This window comes from Advenella sp. S44, assembly GCF_002810445.1.
GTDB lineage: Bacteria > Pseudomonadota > Gammaproteobacteria > Burkholderiales > Burkholderiaceae_B > Advenella.
Window position 1 is genome coordinate 321,971 of the sequence record NZ_NEXS01000003.1, and the last position, 18,940, is coordinate 340,910.

20 protein-coding genes are annotated in these 18,940 nt (G+C 56.9%); 16 read left to right on the plus strand and 4 right to left on the minus strand.

Going from position 1 to position 18,940, the window contains the following annotated elements:
• Positions 1-8 precede the first annotated feature (8 nt).
• Together CAP48_RS05475 and CAP48_RS05480 are read left to right on the plus strand one after the other, a co-directional pair.
• Positions 9-806: a 3-hydroxybutyrate dehydrogenase gene (locus CAP48_RS05475; protein WP_100695009.1), complete on the plus strand. Its 798-nt coding sequence runs from the start codon at positions 9-11 to the stop codon at positions 804-806.
• A gap of 11 nt (positions 807-817) precedes the next feature.
• Complete coding sequence (locus CAP48_RS05480) at positions 818-1,987, plus strand: patatin-like phospholipase family protein (protein WP_100695010.1); 1,170 nt, start codon at positions 818-820, stop codon at positions 1,985-1,987.
• A gap of 140 nt (positions 1,988-2,127) precedes the next feature.
• Here CAP48_RS05480 and CAP48_RS05490 read toward each other — a convergent pair whose 3' ends face one another.
• Positions 2,128-3,000 carry a neutral zinc metallopeptidase gene (locus tag CAP48_RS05490; protein WP_100695011.1) on the minus strand — a complete coding sequence of 291 codons (873 nt, stop codon included), beginning with the start codon at positions 2,998-3,000 and terminating at the stop codon, positions 2,128-2,130.
• Between the two features lie 237 nt (positions 3,001-3,237).
• Positions 3,238-3,363, minus strand: a complete 126-nt coding sequence (locus CAP48_RS20540) for a hypothetical protein (RefSeq protein WP_255411699.1) — start codon at positions 3,361-3,363, stop codon at positions 3,238-3,240.
• On the opposite strand from CAP48_RS20540, the gene CAP48_RS05495 reads away from it, so the two are divergent.
• The 14 genes from CAP48_RS05495 (at position 3,353) to galE (ending at position 15,811) form a co-directional block, all read left to right on the plus strand.
• Positions 3,353-3,994 (plus strand): site-2 protease family protein, encoded by a 642-nt coding sequence (locus tag CAP48_RS05495; RefSeq protein ID WP_192871293.1) that lies wholly within the window; start codon positions 3,353-3,355, stop codon positions 3,992-3,994. The genes CAP48_RS20540 and CAP48_RS05495 overlap by 11 nt on opposite strands.
• A 9-nt stretch (positions 3,995-4,003) precedes the next feature.
• Positions 4,004-4,813 carry an endonuclease/exonuclease/phosphatase family protein gene (locus CAP48_RS05500; protein WP_100695013.1) on the plus strand — a complete coding sequence of 270 codons (810 nt, stop codon included), beginning with the start codon at positions 4,004-4,006 and terminating at the stop codon, positions 4,811-4,813.
• A 236-nt stretch (positions 4,814-5,049) separates the two neighbouring features.
• Positions 5,050-6,003, plus strand: a complete 954-nt coding sequence (gene waaC / locus CAP48_RS05510; RefSeq protein ID WP_100695015.1) for a lipopolysaccharide heptosyltransferase I — start codon at positions 5,050-5,052, stop codon at positions 6,001-6,003.
• A gap of 43 nt (positions 6,004-6,046) precedes the next feature.
• Positions 6,047-7,441 carry a 3-deoxy-D-manno-octulosonic acid transferase gene (locus tag CAP48_RS05515; RefSeq protein WP_100695016.1) on the plus strand — a complete coding sequence of 465 codons (1,395 nt, stop codon included), beginning with the start codon at positions 6,047-6,049 and terminating at the stop codon, positions 7,439-7,441.
• A 3-nt stretch (positions 7,442-7,444) separates the two neighbouring features.
• Positions 7,445-8,305: a biotin--[acetyl-CoA-carboxylase] ligase gene (locus tag CAP48_RS05520; protein ID WP_100695017.1), complete on the plus strand. Its 861-nt coding sequence runs from the start codon at positions 7,445-7,447 to the stop codon at positions 8,303-8,305.
• Positions 8,306-8,309: 4 nt separating this feature from the next.
• Complete coding sequence (locus CAP48_RS05525) at positions 8,310-9,113, plus strand: type III pantothenate kinase (RefSeq protein WP_100695018.1); 804 nt, start codon at positions 8,310-8,312, stop codon at positions 9,111-9,113.
• 1 nt (position 9,114) lies between these two features.
• Positions 9,115-9,276, plus strand: coding sequence for a hypothetical protein (locus CAP48_RS20290; protein WP_192871294.1), 162 nt, complete (start codon positions 9,115-9,117; stop codon positions 9,274-9,276).
• Entirely contained in the window at positions 9,276-9,947 is a 672-nt protein-coding gene (locus CAP48_RS05530) for an alpha/beta hydrolase (protein WP_100695019.1), read from the plus strand. Before CAP48_RS20290 ends, CAP48_RS05530 begins: the two co-directional genes overlap by 1 nt.
• An 85-nt stretch (positions 9,948-10,032) precedes the next feature.
• Entirely contained in the window at positions 10,033-11,337 is a 1,305-nt protein-coding gene (locus tag CAP48_RS05535; protein WP_100695020.1) for a D-alanyl-D-alanine carboxypeptidase family protein, read from the plus strand.
• 18 nt (positions 11,338-11,355) lie between these two features.
• Positions 11,356-12,222, plus strand: coding sequence for a D-amino acid aminotransferase (locus CAP48_RS05540; protein WP_100695021.1), 867 nt, complete (start codon positions 11,356-11,358; stop codon positions 12,220-12,222).
• Positions 12,222-12,497, plus strand: a complete 276-nt coding sequence (locus CAP48_RS05545; protein WP_100696635.1) for a DUF493 family protein — start codon at positions 12,222-12,224, stop codon at positions 12,495-12,497. The genes CAP48_RS05540 and CAP48_RS05545 overlap by 1 nt, the downstream gene beginning before the upstream one ends.
• Entirely contained in the window at positions 12,497-13,123 is a 627-nt protein-coding gene (gene lipB / locus CAP48_RS05550) for a lipoyl(octanoyl) transferase LipB (protein ID WP_100695022.1), read from the plus strand. Before CAP48_RS05545 ends, lipB begins: the two co-directional genes overlap by 1 nt.
• Positions 13,124-13,494: 371 nt before the next feature.
• Positions 13,495-14,475: a lipoyl synthase gene (gene lipA, locus CAP48_RS05555; RefSeq protein ID WP_100696638.1), complete on the plus strand. Its 981-nt coding sequence runs from the start codon at positions 13,495-13,497 to the stop codon at positions 14,473-14,475.
• Positions 14,476-14,776: 301 nt separating this feature from the next.
• Complete coding sequence (galE, locus tag CAP48_RS05560) at positions 14,777-15,811, plus strand: UDP-glucose 4-epimerase GalE (RefSeq protein WP_100695023.1); 1,035 nt, start codon at positions 14,777-14,779, stop codon at positions 15,809-15,811.
• Positions 15,812-16,178: 367 nt separating this feature from the next.
• Here the strand turns inward: galE and CAP48_RS05565 are convergent, their stop codons facing one another.
• Positions 16,179-17,288: a glycosyltransferase gene (locus CAP48_RS05565; RefSeq protein ID WP_100695024.1), complete on the minus strand. Its 1,110-nt coding sequence runs from the start codon at positions 17,286-17,288 to the stop codon at positions 16,179-16,181.
• A complete protein-coding gene (pgi, locus tag CAP48_RS05570) occupies positions 17,285-18,817 on the minus strand; it encodes a glucose-6-phosphate isomerase (protein WP_100696641.1) in 1,533 nt (510 codons plus the stop codon). Before pgi ends, CAP48_RS05565 begins: the two co-directional genes overlap by 4 nt.
• Positions 18,818-18,940 lie beyond the last annotated feature (123 nt).

Sequence of the window (18,940 nt, forward strand, 5' to 3'; positions counted from 1 at the left end):
GAGACGTTATGACGACCGAAATACAGACCTCGCTCGCGGGCAAAGTTGCATTGGTAACTGGCGCAGCCAGTGGGCTGGGCAAGGAAATTGCCGGGACTTATGCCAGGGCCGGCGCGGCGGTGGGCATTGCCGACCTGAATCTGGACGGCGCCAATCAGGTGGCCGATGAGATCAATGCGGCTGGCGGCAAAGCTTTCGGAATCGCCATGGATGTGACCGATGAGGCACAGGTGAACAAGGGCGTGGACGATCTGGTGGCCCAGTTCGGCGCACTGGACATTCTGGTCTCAAATGCCGGTATCCAGACGATCGAATCGATCGACAAGTTTGAGTATGCAAAATGGAAAAAGATGCTGGCCATTCATCTGGACGGCGCGTTCCTGACAACCAAGGCGGCCCTGCAGCATATGTATAAGGCGAAAAAAGGCGTGGTTATTTACATGGGATCGGTTCATTCCCATGAGGCTTCGAAACTGAAGGCGCCTTATGTGACTGCAAAGCATGGGCTGCTAGGCCTGGCCAGAGTGCTGGCCAAAGAGGGCGCAGCCCATAATGTTCGTTCACATGTGATTTGCCCCGGTTTCGTGCGCACGCCCATCGTGGAAAGGCAGATTCCTGAGCAGGCGAAGGAATTGGGTATATCTGAAGAAGAGGTCGTCAAGAACGTGATGCTGGCCGGTACGGTAGATGGCGAATTTACAACGCCCCAGGATATCGCGCAAACAGCCCTGTTTCTGGCCGCTTTCCCCAACAATGCGCTGACTGGCCAATCGGTCGTGGTCAGCCACGGCTGGTTTATGCAATAAGGCGAAGTCACATGGTCCAGTTGCCCGAATACGAGCGAATTGCACTGGTTTTGCAGGGCGGCGGCGCACTTGGCGCCTATCAGGCGGGTGTGTTCGAAGGTCTGGAACAGGCAGGGATAGAGCCGAACTGGATTTCTGGCATTTCCATTGGCGCACTCAATACCGCAATCATTGCCGGCAACCCGCCAGGCGAACGCGCTCAGCGGCTGCGGGAGTTCTGGGATACCATCTGCCAGTCCAATACCGGTTTTGGCATGGTGCCGTGGCTGGAACAAAGCCTGTTTCGGCTGAACGACCTGACGCGCAGCGGCCTGTCAGCCATGTACGGCATGTCGGCCATGATGGACGGGCAAAAGGGGTTTTTCACTCCGCGGTTTCCACCGCCCTCGCTGTATACGCCAGGCAGCGTCGAGCATACCGGATTTTACGACATGGCACCGCTGCGCGCGACGTTGGAGCGGCTGTGTGATTTCGATCTCATCAACGAAGGACATTTGAACGTGTCGGTTGGCGCCGTGAACGTGCGCACCGGCAACTTCACTTACTTCTGTAATGACAGGCATCGTCTGACGCCGGAGCATTTCATGGCATCGGGCGCATTGCCGCCGGCCTTTGCGCCAGTTCATATCGACGGCGAGTACTATTGGGATGGCGGCATCATGTCTAATACGCCGCTGGGTTATGTGCTGGACGCGCAGGTGAACGCCGACACTCTGGTTTTTCAGGTTGATTTATGGAGCGCCCGGGGGCATGTGCCCGACAATATGATGCAGGTCTACGACCGGGTCAAGGAAATCCAGTATTCAAGCCGCACCAGACTGGTGACCAATCAATGGGCGCGCATGCAGCGCATGCGCGGCGTCATGGCCAAAGTGCTTGAACAGTTGCCTGACAAGCACACGCTCGATAGCGATACCCTGGAAACGGCGCGGGCGATAGCCGACAGCAAGCATTGCAATGTGATCCAGCTTATATATCGTGATCGTGAGTACGAGTCCTTCAATAAGGATTATCAGTTCGGGATAAGCGCGATGCGCGACCATTGGAAATCCGGGCTCAAGGACATTCGCAATACACTGTCGCATCCGGAATATCTGGCTATGCCCGACAATGACATTTCATTTGTGACGCATGACATTCATCGCAATCAGAGTCAAGCGCGTTCCCGCCGGCAATTTTAAGCGAGGCGAGTGTTTGGGCAGATAATGACGATTGGTTTCGGTTGACGCTAACCAACCAGAAGCCCTTGGAGTTTCCTCTTAGCGGATGTAGCTCATATCCACGTAAGTCCATATCTGACGGCGCTTGAATCTTGCCCCCCTTACTCTTGCGCAAACGTATTGCACTGCTTCATATCGCCACTGCTCAGGCCGCGCTTGAACCAGCTCATGCGCTGTTGCGACGATCCGTGGGTAAAGGAGTCGGGCACGACATAGCCCTGCGCCTGTTTCTGAATGTGATCGTCGCCCACGGCAGCAGCGGCGTTCATGGCCTCTTCAATATCGCCATCTTCAATAATGGTGCCGTCTTTTTGCAGTTCATGCGCCCAGATACCGGCAAAGCAGTCTGCCTGCAGTTCGACGCGCACCGACAGGTCGTTGGCCTGACGCTCGTTCATTGAACTGCGTGCCTGGGCCATTTTGTCCATCACACCCAGCAGATTCTGTACATGATGGCCCACCTCGTGGGCGAGCACATAGCCCTGCGCAAAGTCACCCTGTACGCCCATCTGCGCGCCCATTTGATGAAAAAAGCTCATGTCCAGATAAACTTTACGGTCGGCGGGGCAATAAAACGGACCCATCGCCGCCTGGCCGACACCGCAGGCCGAGCGGGTAGCGCCCGAGTAGAGCACCAACGCGGGATCCTGGTACGTGCCGCCATTCTGCCTGAATATGTCAGACCAGACGGTTTCGGTCGTTTTAAGTACCTTGGAGATAAAGACTTTGTCTTTATCACTGGCAACCGACTGGCCCGACTGTGACTGCCCGACCGGCTCCTGCTGCAGGATATCGCCACCACTCAGAATGGCCATCGGATTGATGCCCAGGAAGTACCAGGCAGCCAGCGCGATGACGATCGTCCCGACGCCGATTTTGCCGCCGCCAAGCCGCATGCCGCGGCCCCAGCCGGGCCCGCCGGATCGGCGCCGGTCTTCCACATTGCTGCTTTGTTCCTGATCGTCTAATCGCATATTGATGATCCCTCTTGTGCAAATCTGCCATAAAAACAGCAGGTTGTTTTTTTATTTGAAATGAGTATGACTGCGTCCTGATTTTATACGGTAACCATGCGCCGCTTGCGGCAATTGGCGTAACCGGATGCAAGATCTACATTCCGGATGAAATCCCCCCAAGAACCCGGTTAGCATTCTTTTGCGGGTTTTCACGATTAAAATAGGGCTATGAAAAATAAGTTGAATCCTGTTGTTTCAGGTGCGCTGCAAGTCGCCGGCGCCAATGCTGGGGAGGGCGCTTGCCCATACGCCCACACGCTGCTGCCCGCTATCGGAATGCCCGTCCATTGCAGTGAGGGCCGCCGCGATCATGGCTGACATTATTCGTGCCATAACCATTTACGCGATTCCGCTGATTTTCGCCATTACGCTGGCCGAAGCGGCACGCGGTTTTGTTGCTCACAAGCTGGGCGATCGCACTGCGCTGATGCTGGGTCGCCTTACCCTGAATCCTGCCAGGCATATCGATCCTATCGGCACGATATTGGTGCCACTGCTCTTGATCGCCGCCAATCCGGGGTTTGTTATTGGATGGCCCAAGCCGATTCCTGTGAACGAGTCCCAATTTGCCAATCCCAAGCGCGACAGTATCCTGCTCGCGCTGGCCAGGCCGGTTTCCAATCTGCTGATGGGGATACTGTGGGTGATCACTGCACGTGTGCTGCTTGGCTTGGGCTTGTTCGACAGTTACTGGTGGAAGGTGGCGATTGCGGGCTTTACTCTGAATATATTCCTGATGGTCTTTAATCTGTTGCCCATTCCTCCGATGGACGGCAGCCGGATCATCGCGGGCTTTTTGCCTGCAAGACTGGCCATCCCGTACCAGCGACTTGAGCCTTACGGTTTTTTCATTGTGCTTGGACTGATTTTCCTTGGACTGTTGCAGGCTGTGCTGTTACCGGTAGTCAGCGTCGTGCTGGCGTTGCTTGGACGCCTGTTTCTGTTCGGATAATAACAAATCATGACCACACTTAAAGTTGTCAGCTATAACATTCACAAAGGCAAGTCGGCATTTGGCAAGCGCGAGTCGCTGGCCGATCTGCAGTCGGGCCTGACGCAATTGGGTGCCGATCTGGTATTTCTGCAGGAAGTGCAAGGCCGCAATAGCCGGATTGAATCGCTGCATGCGCAGCCGGACATGCTGGCAAATCATCTGTCCATGGATGTGTGCTACGGCTGCAACGCCGTACGCACCGATACCGACCACGGTAATGCGCTGTTGTCGCGGTTTCGTATCCTGAGCCACGAAAATGAAGATATTTCCGATCACCGCATGGAACAGCGTGGCGTGCTGCATGCACGTGTGGAAATCGACGGCAAAATGGTTCACTGTTTTGTCGCCCATCTCGGATTGTTTGCCGGCAGTCGCGGGCGCCAGGTTATTGCCATTATCGAGCGCATCAAGCGGATGGTGCCGGACAATGAGCCGCTTATCCTGGCGGGCGACTTCAACGACTGGAACGAAAAGCTGGCGCCTTATTTCGATCATGAACTAGGCCTGCACGAAGTGTTTGCCAACAGCCCGCTACGCATTGATAACGAGTTGCCGCGCCTGAAAACGTCGCTGCGCAGCATGATGAATGGACGCGGCCTGCTGTCGGTGGATCAGCTTGCGCCGCCTCGCACCTTTCCCGCCGTGTTTCCGTGGCTGCGCCTGGATCGCATGTATCAGCGCGGATTTACCATCCTGTCGGCGCAGGTGCTAAAGGGGCGGCCCTGGGCGCGCATTTCCGATCATGCGCCGATTCTGGCCGAACTGGAACTGGCGTAAATGGACTTGCCTGGCAATGAACCTGGCCTGCTCGTCGCTTGTGCGCGGGAACGCAGCGCCTTTGGGCAAATTCGCAAGCAAGCTGGGGCCGTTCTTCGCTACAATAGCGACCAATGTTCGGCGTTTGCCCGGGGTGGTCGGCCCAAAGTGTCCGCCGCCTGTCTTTACCCCTTAAGGACGCACCCAGTGACCCGGTGGCAGACCTTCGGGCAGTTCACAGTACGATAATCGCCAAGATGACAAAAAAAATCCTGATTGTTCGCTCTTCTTCCCTCGGGGATCTGGTGCATATGCTGCCGGCAATCTCCGACATCCATCGACACATGCCCGATGCGCAAATCGATTGGGTCGTGGAAGAGAATTTCGCTGAAATTCCGTCCTGGCATCCGGCTGTCCATGAAACTATTGTCATTTCTCATCGCCGCTGGCGCAAGCAATGGCTGTCGCGCCAGGCGTGCAACGAGCGGCGCGTCTTTGCCAGGAATCTGCGCAAGCGGGACTACGATATTGTGCTGGATATGCAAGGGCTAATGAAATCGGCCTGGGTGGTACGCCAGGCCAAAGGTCGTCGTCACGGCCTGGACTGGCGCTCGGCCCGCGAGTCGCTGGCTTCTCTTTTTTATCACGAACGCCATAAAGTGGAATTCTGGCAGCCGGCCGTGCGCCGTCAGCGCCTGCTGGCGTGCGCCGCGTTAGGCTACACATTCAGCGGAGAACCGGATTTTGGCCTGCAGTCGTTCACGGACAACACGCCGATACAGGACTACGCCGTCATCATGCCTTCGGCCAGCCGGGAAGACAAGTTATGGCCCGAACCAGACTGGTTGGCAGTATTTGATCTGCTCAAACAGGCAGGGCTGGGCCTGAAACTGCTTGCAGGCAACGAAAAAGAAGCCGCCAGGGCACAGGCTCTTATCCGGGATTTCGATAATGCGCAAGTATTGCCAAGAATGAATCTGACCGAAGTTGCTAAACTGTTGGCAGCCTGCAAAATTATGGTCGGTCTGGACAGTGGCCTGACGCATCTGGCAGCGGCGCTGGGCCGTCCCACGATTGGAATTTATAGCGCCTCGACACCGGTTCGAACCCCGCTTGAAGGAGCCGGGTTTACCGCTAGCCTGGGCGATCGCGGTCTGCCACCAACGCGAGATATGGTGGTGTCAAAAGTGAAGCAGGCTTTGCAGGCCTGATCGTTATCTTCCTTGTCGCCGTCCCGGTACCTAGAATCAGAACATGAATCGCTTTTTTTATACTGCAACCTTAAGACTGGCCTCCCCGTTGCTGCTGTGGTGGTTGCAGCGCCGCGCGCGCAAGGCCGGCGGCGTCTGGGATATCCGCGGGCCCGAACGTTATGGCCGCTATACCGAAAGACTGCAGCCGGGGCCTTATGACGATGAAGACGGTTATGCCGAGTCGGTTTTCGGTTTTGCTCGTCCTGTGTGGGTGCATGCGGTGAGCCTGGGCGAAACCCGGGCGGCCCAGCCGTTGGTGCAGGCCTTGCTGGACCAGGGACTGCCCGTCCTGCTTACGCATTTTACGGAAACCGGCAGGTCAATCGGCGCCAAACTATTTGCGCCGGACATCAACACCGGTCGCTTGTGTCAGGCATGGATGCCTTACGATTTTCCCGAAGCGGTGCAAGGCTTCCTGGATTACTGGAAGCCGCGCTGCTGTATCCTGATTGAGCGCGAGATCTGGCCGAATATGGTGGCGCAAGCCAAGAAGCAGAACATTCCCGTTATCGTGGCCAGTGCCCGTTTTTCTGCCGCTACGTTGCGCCGCGGCCAACTGCTGGGCAGTGTCCTGCGCAAGGCGCTTACCAGCATCGACCTGATCTTGACGCAGACGCACATTGATGCGGCGCGTCTTGCCGACATTGGCGTCAAGCGCACGCGGGTGGTCGGAAACCTCAAGTTTGACCTGCGCATCTCGCCCGAACAATCACATATGGGACAGGTGGCCCGGCGTCATATCGGGCGGCCGGTCATTGTGATTGCCAGTACACGCGAAGGTGAAGACGAATTGTTTTGCCGCGCGATCGCTGAAGTGAAAAAGACTTATCAGGGCGGGCAGGCAAGTGCGGATCGGCAAGCCGAACCGCAAGCCAAAGATGCGTCAGCCGGGGCCCACAATCGGATGCCGCTGTTTGTTCTGGTGCCCCGGCACCCGCAACGCTTTGAAGACGTTGCCGGTTATCTGGCAGATGACGGCCTGAGCGTTTGTCGACGCAGCGACTATCCGACTGACAGCCAATTGCGAACGGTCGATGTATTGCTTGGTGATTCGGTGGGGGAAATGTTCTTCTTCTATGGCCTGGCCGATGTAGCGATCGTCGCCGGCAGTTTTGCCGAACTCGGTGGGCAGAACCATATTGAAGCGAGCGCGCTTGGATTGCCCGTTATAGTGGGGCCGCATACTCGCAATTTCCAGCAATCGGTCGAGGATGCGCTGGCCGAAGGCGCCGCACGACGGGCCCAGACGCCGTCCGAAGCGGTCGGACTGGCCCTGAAGGTGCTGGATAATCCGGAGCTGCGCCTGGGCATGAGCCGCGCCGCCAAAGAATGGTTGTCCCTGCACGAGGGCGCGACTGATAGAATTATGGCTGCCTTACAGCCTTATCTTAAGTAAATCATGTCCCTGTTACCCAGCGCCTCCGTCCTGCAAAAGACCCTTTATAGCGCATTGCCCGACTTTGCCAGTATTGCTTGGGTCGAAAAAATCGGCTCGACCAACGTCAATCTGATGCAGGAAGTCAGAAATACGCAGTCCGCAATGGGCCGCCCGGCGCTGCTGGGCGCCCATACGCAGACCAGTGGCCGGGGCCGGGCGGGGCGGCGTTGGGAAAACCCGCCGGGCTCCACACTCATGTTTTCCTGCGCCTATGACGTGTTCGTTCCGCCGGCACGCCTGCCCATGCTGGCGCCGGTGGTTGGAATTGTCGCCTGCGAGCAACTGCGAAAAATTGCCGGACCGGCGATTCAAGATCGTCTGCTCATGAAGTGGCCCAACGATATTTTGTATGATCAGGCCAAACTATCGGGTTTGCTGGTCGAATCGACTCGTCCTGCGCGGCGCGAATCGCAGCATCATCATGTTGTCATTGTCGGCATGGGCATGAATTTGTCCAGTGCCGTTGAACTGACCCAGCATCTTGGGCGCAAGGTTGCGGACTGGACGTCGGTGCTGGGCGATATGAGCGAAGATCCGGGGCGCTCTGAAGATATCGCCTTGTTGGTTGCGCGTATCGCCAGGGCATGGCGAGATGCCTTTGCCCAGTACGAGCAGCAGGGATTTGCCGCCTTCATGGCACGCCACGCTCAGATTGATGCGCTGCGCGAGCATCAGGTCAATGTGATTCAGGATGATCGGATCGTGTTGTCAGGCGCCGCTTGCGGCGTTAACCAGGACGCCTGCCTGCTGGTAGAGTCAGCTGGGCAGCAACACGCCATTACCATTGGCGATATTTCCATCCGTCCTGAAGGGCAGGGCTAAGCCGATGCCAACCATTCTGATTGATGCCGGCAACTCCCGCATCAAAGTTTCGTTTTTCGATAATGCTGCGCGCTCGGCCGACAGCGGCCAGGTCCATGCCTTTGCCGCTGCCGACTTGAACAGGCTGGCCGATCTTGTCAGACAGTTGCCGCAGCCGCCGACACGGGCGCTGGGCGTGAGCGTAACCACTGAGGCGATTCGCCAGGAACTGGACGCGATTGTCGCGCCTTGCGCTATTGAATGGCAGACGCCAGGAGCGCGCCTGTTGCGCCTGAAGAACCGCTATCACAATCCGGCCGAACTGGGCCCCGATCGTTGGCTTGGCATGCTGGGTGTGCTGACAGCGCGACCCGTTGATGGGCCCAAGATGCTGGTCAGCTTCGGTACGGCGACCACCGTCGACACCATCGATGATCATGAGACGTTTCTGGGCGGGGTCATTTTTCCTGGTGTCAGCATGATGCAGTCATCGCTGGGAGCCGGCACGGCGCGCCTTCCCATTGCGCCGATGCCCGCGCAGGCTTGGCCCGCTTTTCCACAGAGCACCCAGGCGGCCATTGCTACCGGCATCGTCGCAGCGCAAACGGGTGGAGTGATCCGACAGTGGCAGCAGGTCACAGAACATCTGGGCCGCGCACCGCTCATGTTCGTGACCGGTGGCGCGCGCGCGGCCATTCTGCCGGAACTGCAGGCGCAAATTGATTCGTTCAGTGTCGATATGGGATTTGGTACAATACCGCTAATCGAATGCGAGTCGCCGGTCCTCGATGGCCTGCGCGCGCTTGCACAGCACTCACCGGACGCCTGATATGCGCACGCTTTTTTTTGTTATTGTCCTGGCTAATGTCCTGACTTACGGACTGGGCGCCGGCTGGTTTGGCCTCACACCCGACCAGTCGCGTCTGGGCGCCGCCATCAAGACTCCCACCGAATTTCGGCCCGGCGCAATTGATGTAGGGCCCATCAAATAATGGCGATCCAGACCAAACCCTTTGAAGCCGCCGGCCCGGCAGGTCGCATAGATTGTCTGGTCGACTGGCCCGATCCGGCTCAGCCACTATTGGGCTGGGCGCTCGTTCTGCATCCGCATCCGTTGCACGGCGGCACGCGCAACAATAAAGTCGTAACGACCCTGTCCCGCGCCTATGCGCAGGCCGGTTACGCCGTATTGCGTCCTGATTTTCGTGGCATCGGCAAATCCGAAGGCAGTTTTGACCAGGCGCGTGGCGAGACGACAGACATGCAGCAACTGATCCAGGCATTTGTGGATGCCCATCCCGATCTGCAAGGCAAGCCTTGGCTGCTGGCCGGCTTCTCATTCGGTTCTGCGGTGGCGGCGCAATTGTATTCGGTGCTGCAGCAAGAGGAAACACAGCCGTTGCCACAATTGCTCACGCTGGTGGGTACGGCAGTCAAACGGTTTGCCTGGCGTGAAGTGGTGCTGCCGGCCAATACCTTTGTCATTCATGGAGAACGGGATGAAGTGGTGCCGCTGCAGGAGGTCTTTGACTGGATTGCCGATTATCGCGTTGCCGTGACGGTTATTCCCGGCGCGACCCATTTTTTCCATGGGTATCTGATCGAGTTAAAAAAACTGGCAAGCGACGCTCTGCAACAGATCTCGGGCGAAACCGCCGTGTAACGCATTTTGTCCTGCAAGCGCTTATAATTCCTAACTGGCAGGCTTGTCACTTATTAAATCCCTTCTCTTATCCGGATCCGTTTCCATGTTCCTACGTCGTATAGTTCTTATCCTGATCCTCGTCCTGGTCGCAGGCGGTGCTTATGTCCTGTTCAATAAATCCAATAATGGCGCGCCTGCCGGTAGTACGCAGACCACAGGCTTAAGTACGACGCAAACGGATTCCGCTGCACAGCCAGGCCCGACCACGCCGCCCAAGCCGGAATCGCGTTCCAGCGTGCCGGTCACCAATGCCAGCACGCCGGTGCTCAGCGAAGTGGCAGGCATGACGCCACCGCAAACCAACGTGAAGGCATGGTTTCTGATAGACGCGACCTCGGGTCAGATTCTTGGCAACCAGGAACCGGATTTGAAAGTTGCGCCGGCATCGCTGACCAAATTGATGACGGCCAGCCTGGTATTTTCCGCGCTTGATCAGAACCGTATTCGGCCTGAGCAGGAAGTGACTGTTTCGGAAAAAGCCTGGCGCACCGGCGGTTCGCGCATGTTCATCCAGGTCAACACCCAGGTGACCGTAGATGACCTGATCAAGGGCATGATCGTGCAGTCGGGCAACGATGCAACCATCCAGCTGGCCGAGACCGTGGCCGGCAGCGAAGATGTTTTTGTGAACCAGATGAACCAGGAAGCGACGCTGTTTGGCATGAGCAATACTCACTTTACCGATCCCACCGGCCTGCCTGCGCCCGATCATTACACCACGGTGCGCGACTTGTCGGTGCTGGCCCAGCACGTCATTAAGGATCATGCCAAGTATTACCACTATTTCAGCCAGCCTGAATTTACCTATAACAAAATCCGCCAGCAAAACCGTAATGGTCTGTTGTCACGCAATATCGGCGTGGACGGTCTGAAAACCGGCCATACCGAAGATGCCGGCTACTGCCTGATTGCAGCCGCCGAGCGTGATGATCGCCGTCTTATTTCAATTGTGGTCGGCGCCGCTACCGTGCGGCAGCGTGAGCAAATGAGTCAGAGTCTGCTGGACTGGGGCTACCAGAACTTTACCGCCAGGCAAGTGGCAACCGAAGGCGCGCCGCTTGTCAGCCCGCGTGTATGGGAAGGCACAATCAAGCAGGTCAAGCTGGGTTCGGCCGATGGCGTCAGCGTAACCGTACCGCGCGGCATGGAAGACAAGGTTCAGACCATCACGCAGATCAATGGCAAGCTGGTCGCGCCACTGGCTAAAGGGCAGACGGTGGGTAATGTCCAGTTCGTGCTCAATGGCAAAGTTCTCAAGCAGGAGCAACTTACCGTACTTGAAGACGTACCGCAGGCCGGCTTCTTCGGACGCATGTGGGACAAGGTCCTGAGCAGTTTCAATAGTTAATCTTTCAGGCAGGGTGTGGTGATACAGGGTATAGACAGCGACAGCATCGTTTATCTGAACGGTGAGTATGTACGCGCCGACGAGGCGAAAATTTCGGTATTTGATCGCGGTTTCATTTTTGGCGACGGCGTGTATGAAGTCGTGCCCGCATACAACCGCAAGCCTTTCCGGCTGCAAGAGCATGTGCGGCGTCTGGAGCGCAGCCTGAAGGCCATCCGCCTGGAAACGGGAAAAACTGCGCAGTTCTGGGGCCAACTGATGCAGGACATGATCAGTCGCGCCAAAACCGATGATTCCTTCATCTACTTGCAGGTCACGCGCGGCGTGGCCAAACGTGAGCACGTATTTCCCGAGCCGCCGGTGGCGCCCACTATTTTCTGCTCCAGCGGCCCGTTCATCCGGCCCACTGCCGAGCAGCGTGAACGCGGTATTCGCGTGATTTCGGGTCCGGACGAGCGCTGGTTGCACTGCAATATTAAATCTGTGTCGTTGCTGGGCAATGTCCTGGCCCGCCAGGCCGCCGCCGAACGCGGCATGGATGAAGTCATACAGTTTCGCGATGATATGCTGACTGAAGGCTCTCTGAGCAATATGTGGGTGGTCAAAAACGGCACTCTGCTGGCGCCCATTAAAAACCATTTGATTCTTGAAGGCATCCGTTACGGCCTGCTGGCCAGGCTGGCCGAGCGCGCCGCAGTCCCGTTCGAAGCCCGCAATATCGCGCGTGCCGAAGTTTTTGCCGCCGATGAGATCCTTGTTACCTCGGCGACCAAGGAAGTGCTACCGGTGCTTGAGCTGGATGGTGCACCGGTTGGAAACGGACAGCCCGGCCCCATATATAGAAAGTTAAGGGCCGAATATGACAAGGAAATTTCCCGACTATGATGAAAGAGATCCCGCCCGAGCAGTCGCTGATAGAGTATCCCAGCGACTTTCCCATCAAGGTCATGGGCGTTCAGCATCCTGAACTGGCACAAATCCTCACAGACGTGGTCCTGCAGTTCGATCCGCAGTTTGATCCGGCTACCGTGGAAATGCGAGCAAGCAGCAAGGGCAACTACATTGGCCTGACATTTACGGTGCGCGCAACCTCGCGAGAGCAATTGGACAATTTGTATCGTGCGCTGCATGGTCACGAGCTGGTCAAAATCGTTTTGTAATGCAAGTACAGGTACGCCACCTGGACGGACCTGCGCCCTACGAGCCAGTATGGCAGGCCATGAAGTCGTTCACCGAGAGTCGCCGGAAAGACACGCCCGATGAAATCTGGCTGGTGGAGCACTGCCCGGTCTATACACTGGGACAGGCCGGCAAGCCGGAACATTTGCTCAACACCGGGGCGATCGAGGTAGTCCGTTGCAATCGTGGTGGACAGGTCACCTACCATGGCCCCGGGCAACTGGTCGTCTATCCACTGCTTGATTTGCGCCGCCGGGGCATCTACGTCAAGGAATACGTGGCGCTGATCGAGGACGTCGTGCTCGATACCCTGGCCAGTTTCGGCCTGCAGCAGGCCTGTCGCAAGGCCGGTGCGCCCGGTGTCTATGTGCCGTTGCAAGACGGCAGCCTGGCCAAAATCGCCGCGCTCGGCGTCAAGATCAGCCAGGGCTGCGCCTATCATGGCCTGGCCCTGAACGTTGACATGGACTTGCAACCGTTTGCGGGTATCAACCCCTGTGGCTACGCGGGTTTGCAAACGGTCGATCTGAAAGCCGTGGGCGTCAATACAACAGTGCAGGAAGCTGGCATGCGCGTGCTTGAGCGGCTATTGGCGCGATTTTCCTGACATGCGCGCTCGTTGCGGTTTGGCTGTATTTGCGCCAGGCTGCGACGCCGCAAGGCTCGAACCTGGCCTGGCGGTTCGCCCGGCGAATCTGCATTTGCACCCGGTGACCAGGTATGCACTGACATTGCTTAAATAGATGCGCTGGCGACGGCTAAATGCCTGCATTGGCATCCGCCAATGAGGAACACTGACACCGACTAAGCAGGTGCAGACATCTCCTAAACTTATGGCGCTCTTAGGGTTTTTGCTGATAAGCCTGTATTAAGCGTTAAAATGAGCTGAAATTTGCTGCGGTTTTCATGAACCGCCGTCAGGAATACCACCTGCCTTATTGCCGTAACGTCCATTCCCAAAAGGGCCGTGACATCACTATGACTACAAACACAGCAGTAACCCCGACTGTCAAAGACGAACAGTACGACGCCACCAAGAAACAGAAATCCTTCGATAAAACATCGCGGATTCCCATCAAGATTATTCCGGTTGAACGCCTGAAAAAGCCCGAGTGGATTCGAGTGAAGGCGGCGGCGCCCAATTCGCGCTTTAACGACATCAAGAAAATCCTGCGTGAACACAATCTGTTCACGGTCTGCGAGGAAGCGTCCTGCCCCAATATCGGCGAGTGTTTCGGCAAGGGTACGGCCACTTTCATGATTATGGGCGACAAATGTACGCGTCGCTGTCCATTCTGTGATGTGGGCCATGGCAGGCCCGATCCGCTGGATGTTAACGAGCCGTCCAATCTGGCCAAATCCATCGCCGCGATGCGCCTGAACTACGTGGTCATCACATCGGTTGATCGCGATGATCTGCGTGATGGCGGCGCGGCCCACTTTGTTGAATGCATCAACGAGACGCGCAGCCGTTCTCCCAAAACCCAGATTGAAGTGCTGGTTCCCGATTTTCGTGGCCGCCTGGACAAGGCGCTGGACATTTTCGGCAACGGCCTGCCCGATGTCATGAACCACAATTTGGAAACAGTGCCCCGCCTGTATAAACAGTCTCGTCCCGGTGCCGACTACATGCACTCGCTCAAACTATTGCGCGACTGTAAACAGCGCTACCCGAACGTACCGACCAAGTCCGGTCTGATGGTCGGGCTGGGTGAAACCGACGAGGAAATTTTGCAGGTCATGCGCGATATGCGTGATCACGATATTGATATGCTGACGATCGGTCAGTATCTGCAACCTTCAGAGCATCATCTGCCGGTGCTGCGTTACGTCCATCCCGATACGTTCAAAATGTTCGAGGAAGAGGCCTATAAAATGGGCTTTACGCACGCCGCCGTCGGCGCCATGGTGCGCTCGTCCTATCATGCCGACGAACAGGCTCATGCGGCCGGGTTCTGATCGGTAATTTGCAAGCAAGGTCCGGATAGCGATAAGGCTGACGCTTTATCGCTATTTTTTATGGCTATTGTCTGGGACGCGCGGTTGGACGGGTCAGATGAGCTTTCGTGCAAGGTTTACCACCTGGCAACCCCGCAGCCTTGAACCTTGCATTCTTGCGGGTATTTAGCCGACCGGCCATGCCGCCGATCGCCTGCTTGCATTTTTTCAGTCAGTTGCCGCGTCGGTTTTTCCGCGAGTCGTTGCACTATAATCCGCTCAATATCAATCCGATTTGAATTTGCAGAGTGGGAATCCCGGAATGAAACTTCTGATTACCGGCGGCGCCGGTTTTATTGGCTCGCACACCGTTGTCGAATTACTGAATGCCGGACACGAAATCGTCGTGCTGGACAATCTGTCCAATAGCTCGGTCACATCGTTAAAGCGGATAGAGAAAATCACCGGAAAGTCTGTCATCTTCATTGAAGGCGATATTCGCGACCGGCCTGTTCTGGATGCGCTGTTCGGTGCGCACAATATTGATGCTGTGGTGCATTTTGCCGGCCTCAAAGCCGTGGGCGAAAGCGTCAGGCAGCCACTGCAATACTACGACAATAATGTCGGCGGGACGATCACCCTGACCGAAGCGATGGACGAAGCCGGTGTCCGCCGCATCGTTTTCAGCTCATCTGCGACTGTCTATGGTGAGCCGCAAGCCATACCAATTGCCGAGACATGTCCGGTGGGCAACCCAACCAATCCCTATGGCAGTTCGAAACTGATGGTCGAACGCGTACTGCAGGATCTGGCCAAGTCCGACCCGCGATGGTCGGTGGCGATTCTGCGCTATTTCAATCCTGCCGGAGCGCACGAATCTGGGTATATCGGCGAAGACCCCAACGGCATTCCCAATAACCTGTTGCCTTACATTACCCAGGTGGCCATCGGGAAACTGGAAAAATTGGCCATATTCGGTAGTGACTACCCGACGCCCGACGGCACCGGTGTGCGTGACTATATCCATGTGGTGGATCTGGCGCAAGGTCATCTGGCTGCGCTGAATTTTATTCAGAAAAAATCCGGCGCCCATGTCTGGAATCTGGGTACGGGCAAAGGCTACTCTGTGCTGGATATTGTCAAGGCATTTGAAGAGGCGACCGCAGTGTCCATCCCATATACGTTATCCCCTCGTCGAGACGGCGACATTGCCGAGTGTTGGGCCAATTGCGACAAGGCAAGCCAGGAGCTGGGCTGGACGGCCAGACGCGGGTTGTCATTGATGATGTCTGACAGCTGGCGCTGGCAAAAAAACAACCCACAGGGGTATCGAAGCGATGACAGTGAGCCACAATAGCGACAAGCGCCTGGACGGCTCGCTAAATTAGAGCCCAAACGAGACGATCCGAACGAGGCGGTGCATGCATGATGGTTGACGCGAAGGAGACTGCTTAGACGAGACGGCCCGAACGAGACGGCCCGAACGAGACCGCCCTAACACGCCGGCGCAAGCGTGATGGTTGGCTCAAAGGAGATAGATCAAAACGAAATCACACCGGTGAAATCGTCTGGACGAAATAGGCCACATGAAACAGGGCGACCGAAATAGCGCGACTAAAATAACGCCACTAAAATAAGGCGGCTGAGCTAGAGCGATTGAAAATGGCGCCGATAAGCTTTCGCAGCCACCCGATCGCGTCTGGCGCACCAACTGGCGAGCTGGCCTAGCGCAGGTCTTTGTATACGTCCATCGTGCTGTTGGCAAATACCGACAGGTTAAAAAGCGCTTCGGCACGCTGCCGCGTATGCGCAGCGACGGTTGCCCGGGTGGCCGCATCGGGCAGAATCTGCGCAAGCAGGGCGCGCAATGCGGTAACGTCCTTGACCGGTGTAATCCAGCCTGACACGCCGTGTTCCAGGTTCTCGGGCAGGCCGCCGGCATCACTCACAATGGTGGGTAGCCCACAGGCCATGCTTTCCCGCGCCGCGAATGACAGGGCCTCTTTGTGCGACAGCACAAACCCCAAGTCGCTGGCTGCCAGCACAACGCGTGCATCGTCCAGTAACCCAGGAAAAATCACCTGATTGTGCATTTGCAGCCCGTTAATGCTCTGGACAGTATCGTCCGGTGGCGGGTCACCCGCGACGACTATACGGCAACGCCTGCGCAATGCGTCGGGCAGCCCCGCCACCGCATAGACCAGTTCGAGCCAACCTTTTTCAAAATCGGTCCCGCCGGTGCTGCCAAAGACAATCAGTTCAGGATCGTCCGTGCCCAGCAAGCTTTTGCGTGCCGCGCTGCGTTCGGCGTCGGTGGATGGTGCAAAGTGCTGCACGTCAACGCCGTGATGAATCACGTGTATGGGAAAATGGGAATAGGCACTGTCGGCGAACAATCCTGCAACGTAGTGGCTGACAGCAATGACGGCATCTGTAGCCAGTTTTGCGCGCAGCCAGTGCCCGAGCGTATGCACCGAATGATCGTTGTGCTTGGTAAACACAATGCGCGGTCGTTGTCGCTTTGGCAGCCCCAGGCAGGCCAGCATCACGTGCCGGTGGTCCGCAGAGGCATTGACGTGGATAATGTCAAATTGCTCCTGCCTGATCAACTGTCGCAACTGGCGGATTTCCGGAATCAGTTTGCCGATACGGGCGTTAAAGGCCTGTGCCCTGACCGTCGCCCCGTCCAACTCGCTGGCATAGCGAAACAGCCGGCTGGTACCGGGTGTGGCCAGCCAGCAGTCATGGTCGGTGAACTGTTGCAGCAGGTTCAGAATGTAAGTGACATGCCCGCCGCCGTTGCGCTTGTGGAAATTGGTAAAGAGAATTTTCATTCCATTTGCGAGCGAATGCGTTCAATCCAGTAACGGGTAGAGGCGTCGTGCGACGCATCTGCCGGGGCGCCTTTTAATTCGGCAGTAATGTCGGTTGCCAACACCTTGCCATATTCCACCCCCCATTGGTCAAACGGGTTCAGCCCCCACACCAGGCCCTGGACAAACACTTTATGTTCATACAACGCCAGCAAGGCGCCCAGGGAGAAGGGCGTCAGGCTGGGCATCATAATCAGGTTCGAGGGCCGTCCGCCAGGGTGGACTTTATGGTTTGCCACTTCCCTTGCGGCCGCTTCAGACATGCCTGCGGCTATGCTTTCCTGCACCGCCTGTTCGTAGGTTTTGCCATTCATCAGCGCTTCGCGCTGGGCCAAACAATGGGCAAGCAACTGGATATGGTGCTCTTTCCAGGCATGGTCCTCATGCTGACAGGCAATGAAATCGACCGGCGCACCGTCGCTGCCCTGATGCAACCACTGGAAAAACGTATGTTGTGCATCGGTACCCGGCATCCCCCAGACCGCCGGCCCGGTAGGCACGGTAATCGGTTGTCCATTGATATCGACTGATTTGCCCAGCGACTCCATTTCCAATTGCTGGATGTAGGGAATCAGGTTGGCCAATCGGGAATCATAAGCAGAGATATTGAGCGAGCCGTAATCCAGGATACTGCGATTGGCAATGCCGGCCATGGCCAGCTGCACTGGTGCATTCTGTTCGATGGGTGCAGTCATGAAGTGGTCGTCCATGGCCTTGGCACCGCTTTGCAGTCCCGCAACCACATCGGATCCCACCGCCAGGCCGGCAGCAACGCCCACGGCCGACCAGATGGAAAAGCGGCCCCCCACCCAGTCCCAGAACCGAAATATCTGGCTTTGTAGCAGCCCCCATGCCTGGGCAGCTTGCGGGTTCGCTGTGACAGCAATCACCTGATTCAGCGGCTTGGCAATACCAGCTGCCTGCATCCATTCGATCGCACGGTTGGCGTTTTCCAGGGTTTCAGCGGTTTTGAATGATTTGGACGCCACGACGATCAGTGTTTCGCGCGGATCCAGGCCCGCCAGGCCGCCCTCGACGGCGTGCCCATCAATATTGGCAACAAAACGGATATTGCGCCATATGCTGGCATAGCCAAAGGCGCCAACGACCAATCTCACACCCCAGTCGCTGCCGCCAATGCCGATATGAACAATATTGCGCCAGCGTCGCTCGCTGTCGCTGCGCCGAACGAACTCCAGCGCGCGCTTGCGTTCTTCGGCAACCTCTTCAATGGGACGGGGGGCACGCAGCTGCGTGTGCCAGGCGGCCCGGTTTTCTGTAGTGTTGACGTGTTCGCCATCAAACAGCGCCTGTCGGGCGCCCGTCAAGTCGCGTGCCTGGAGCAGGGCGGTGGCAGTATTGAGTACGTCCGCGCTATAGGTTTGGGCGGTGAGGTCTATCTGCATGCCACCGGCCTCGATAATCCGCGGGGCAGGAGCTACGCGGGGTGCCTCCTTGATAGCCTTGACGTAGGCTTGCCATTGCGGCATTTGTGCCAATGGCTTATGAGAATCCGATTCAGTATTCAAGTTGTTCCTGCCAAAAATAGTTCAGGGTTAAAGCTTGTCGGGCGATAGCGCCAAGTATACCGTAAGGAATAAATGAGAATGATT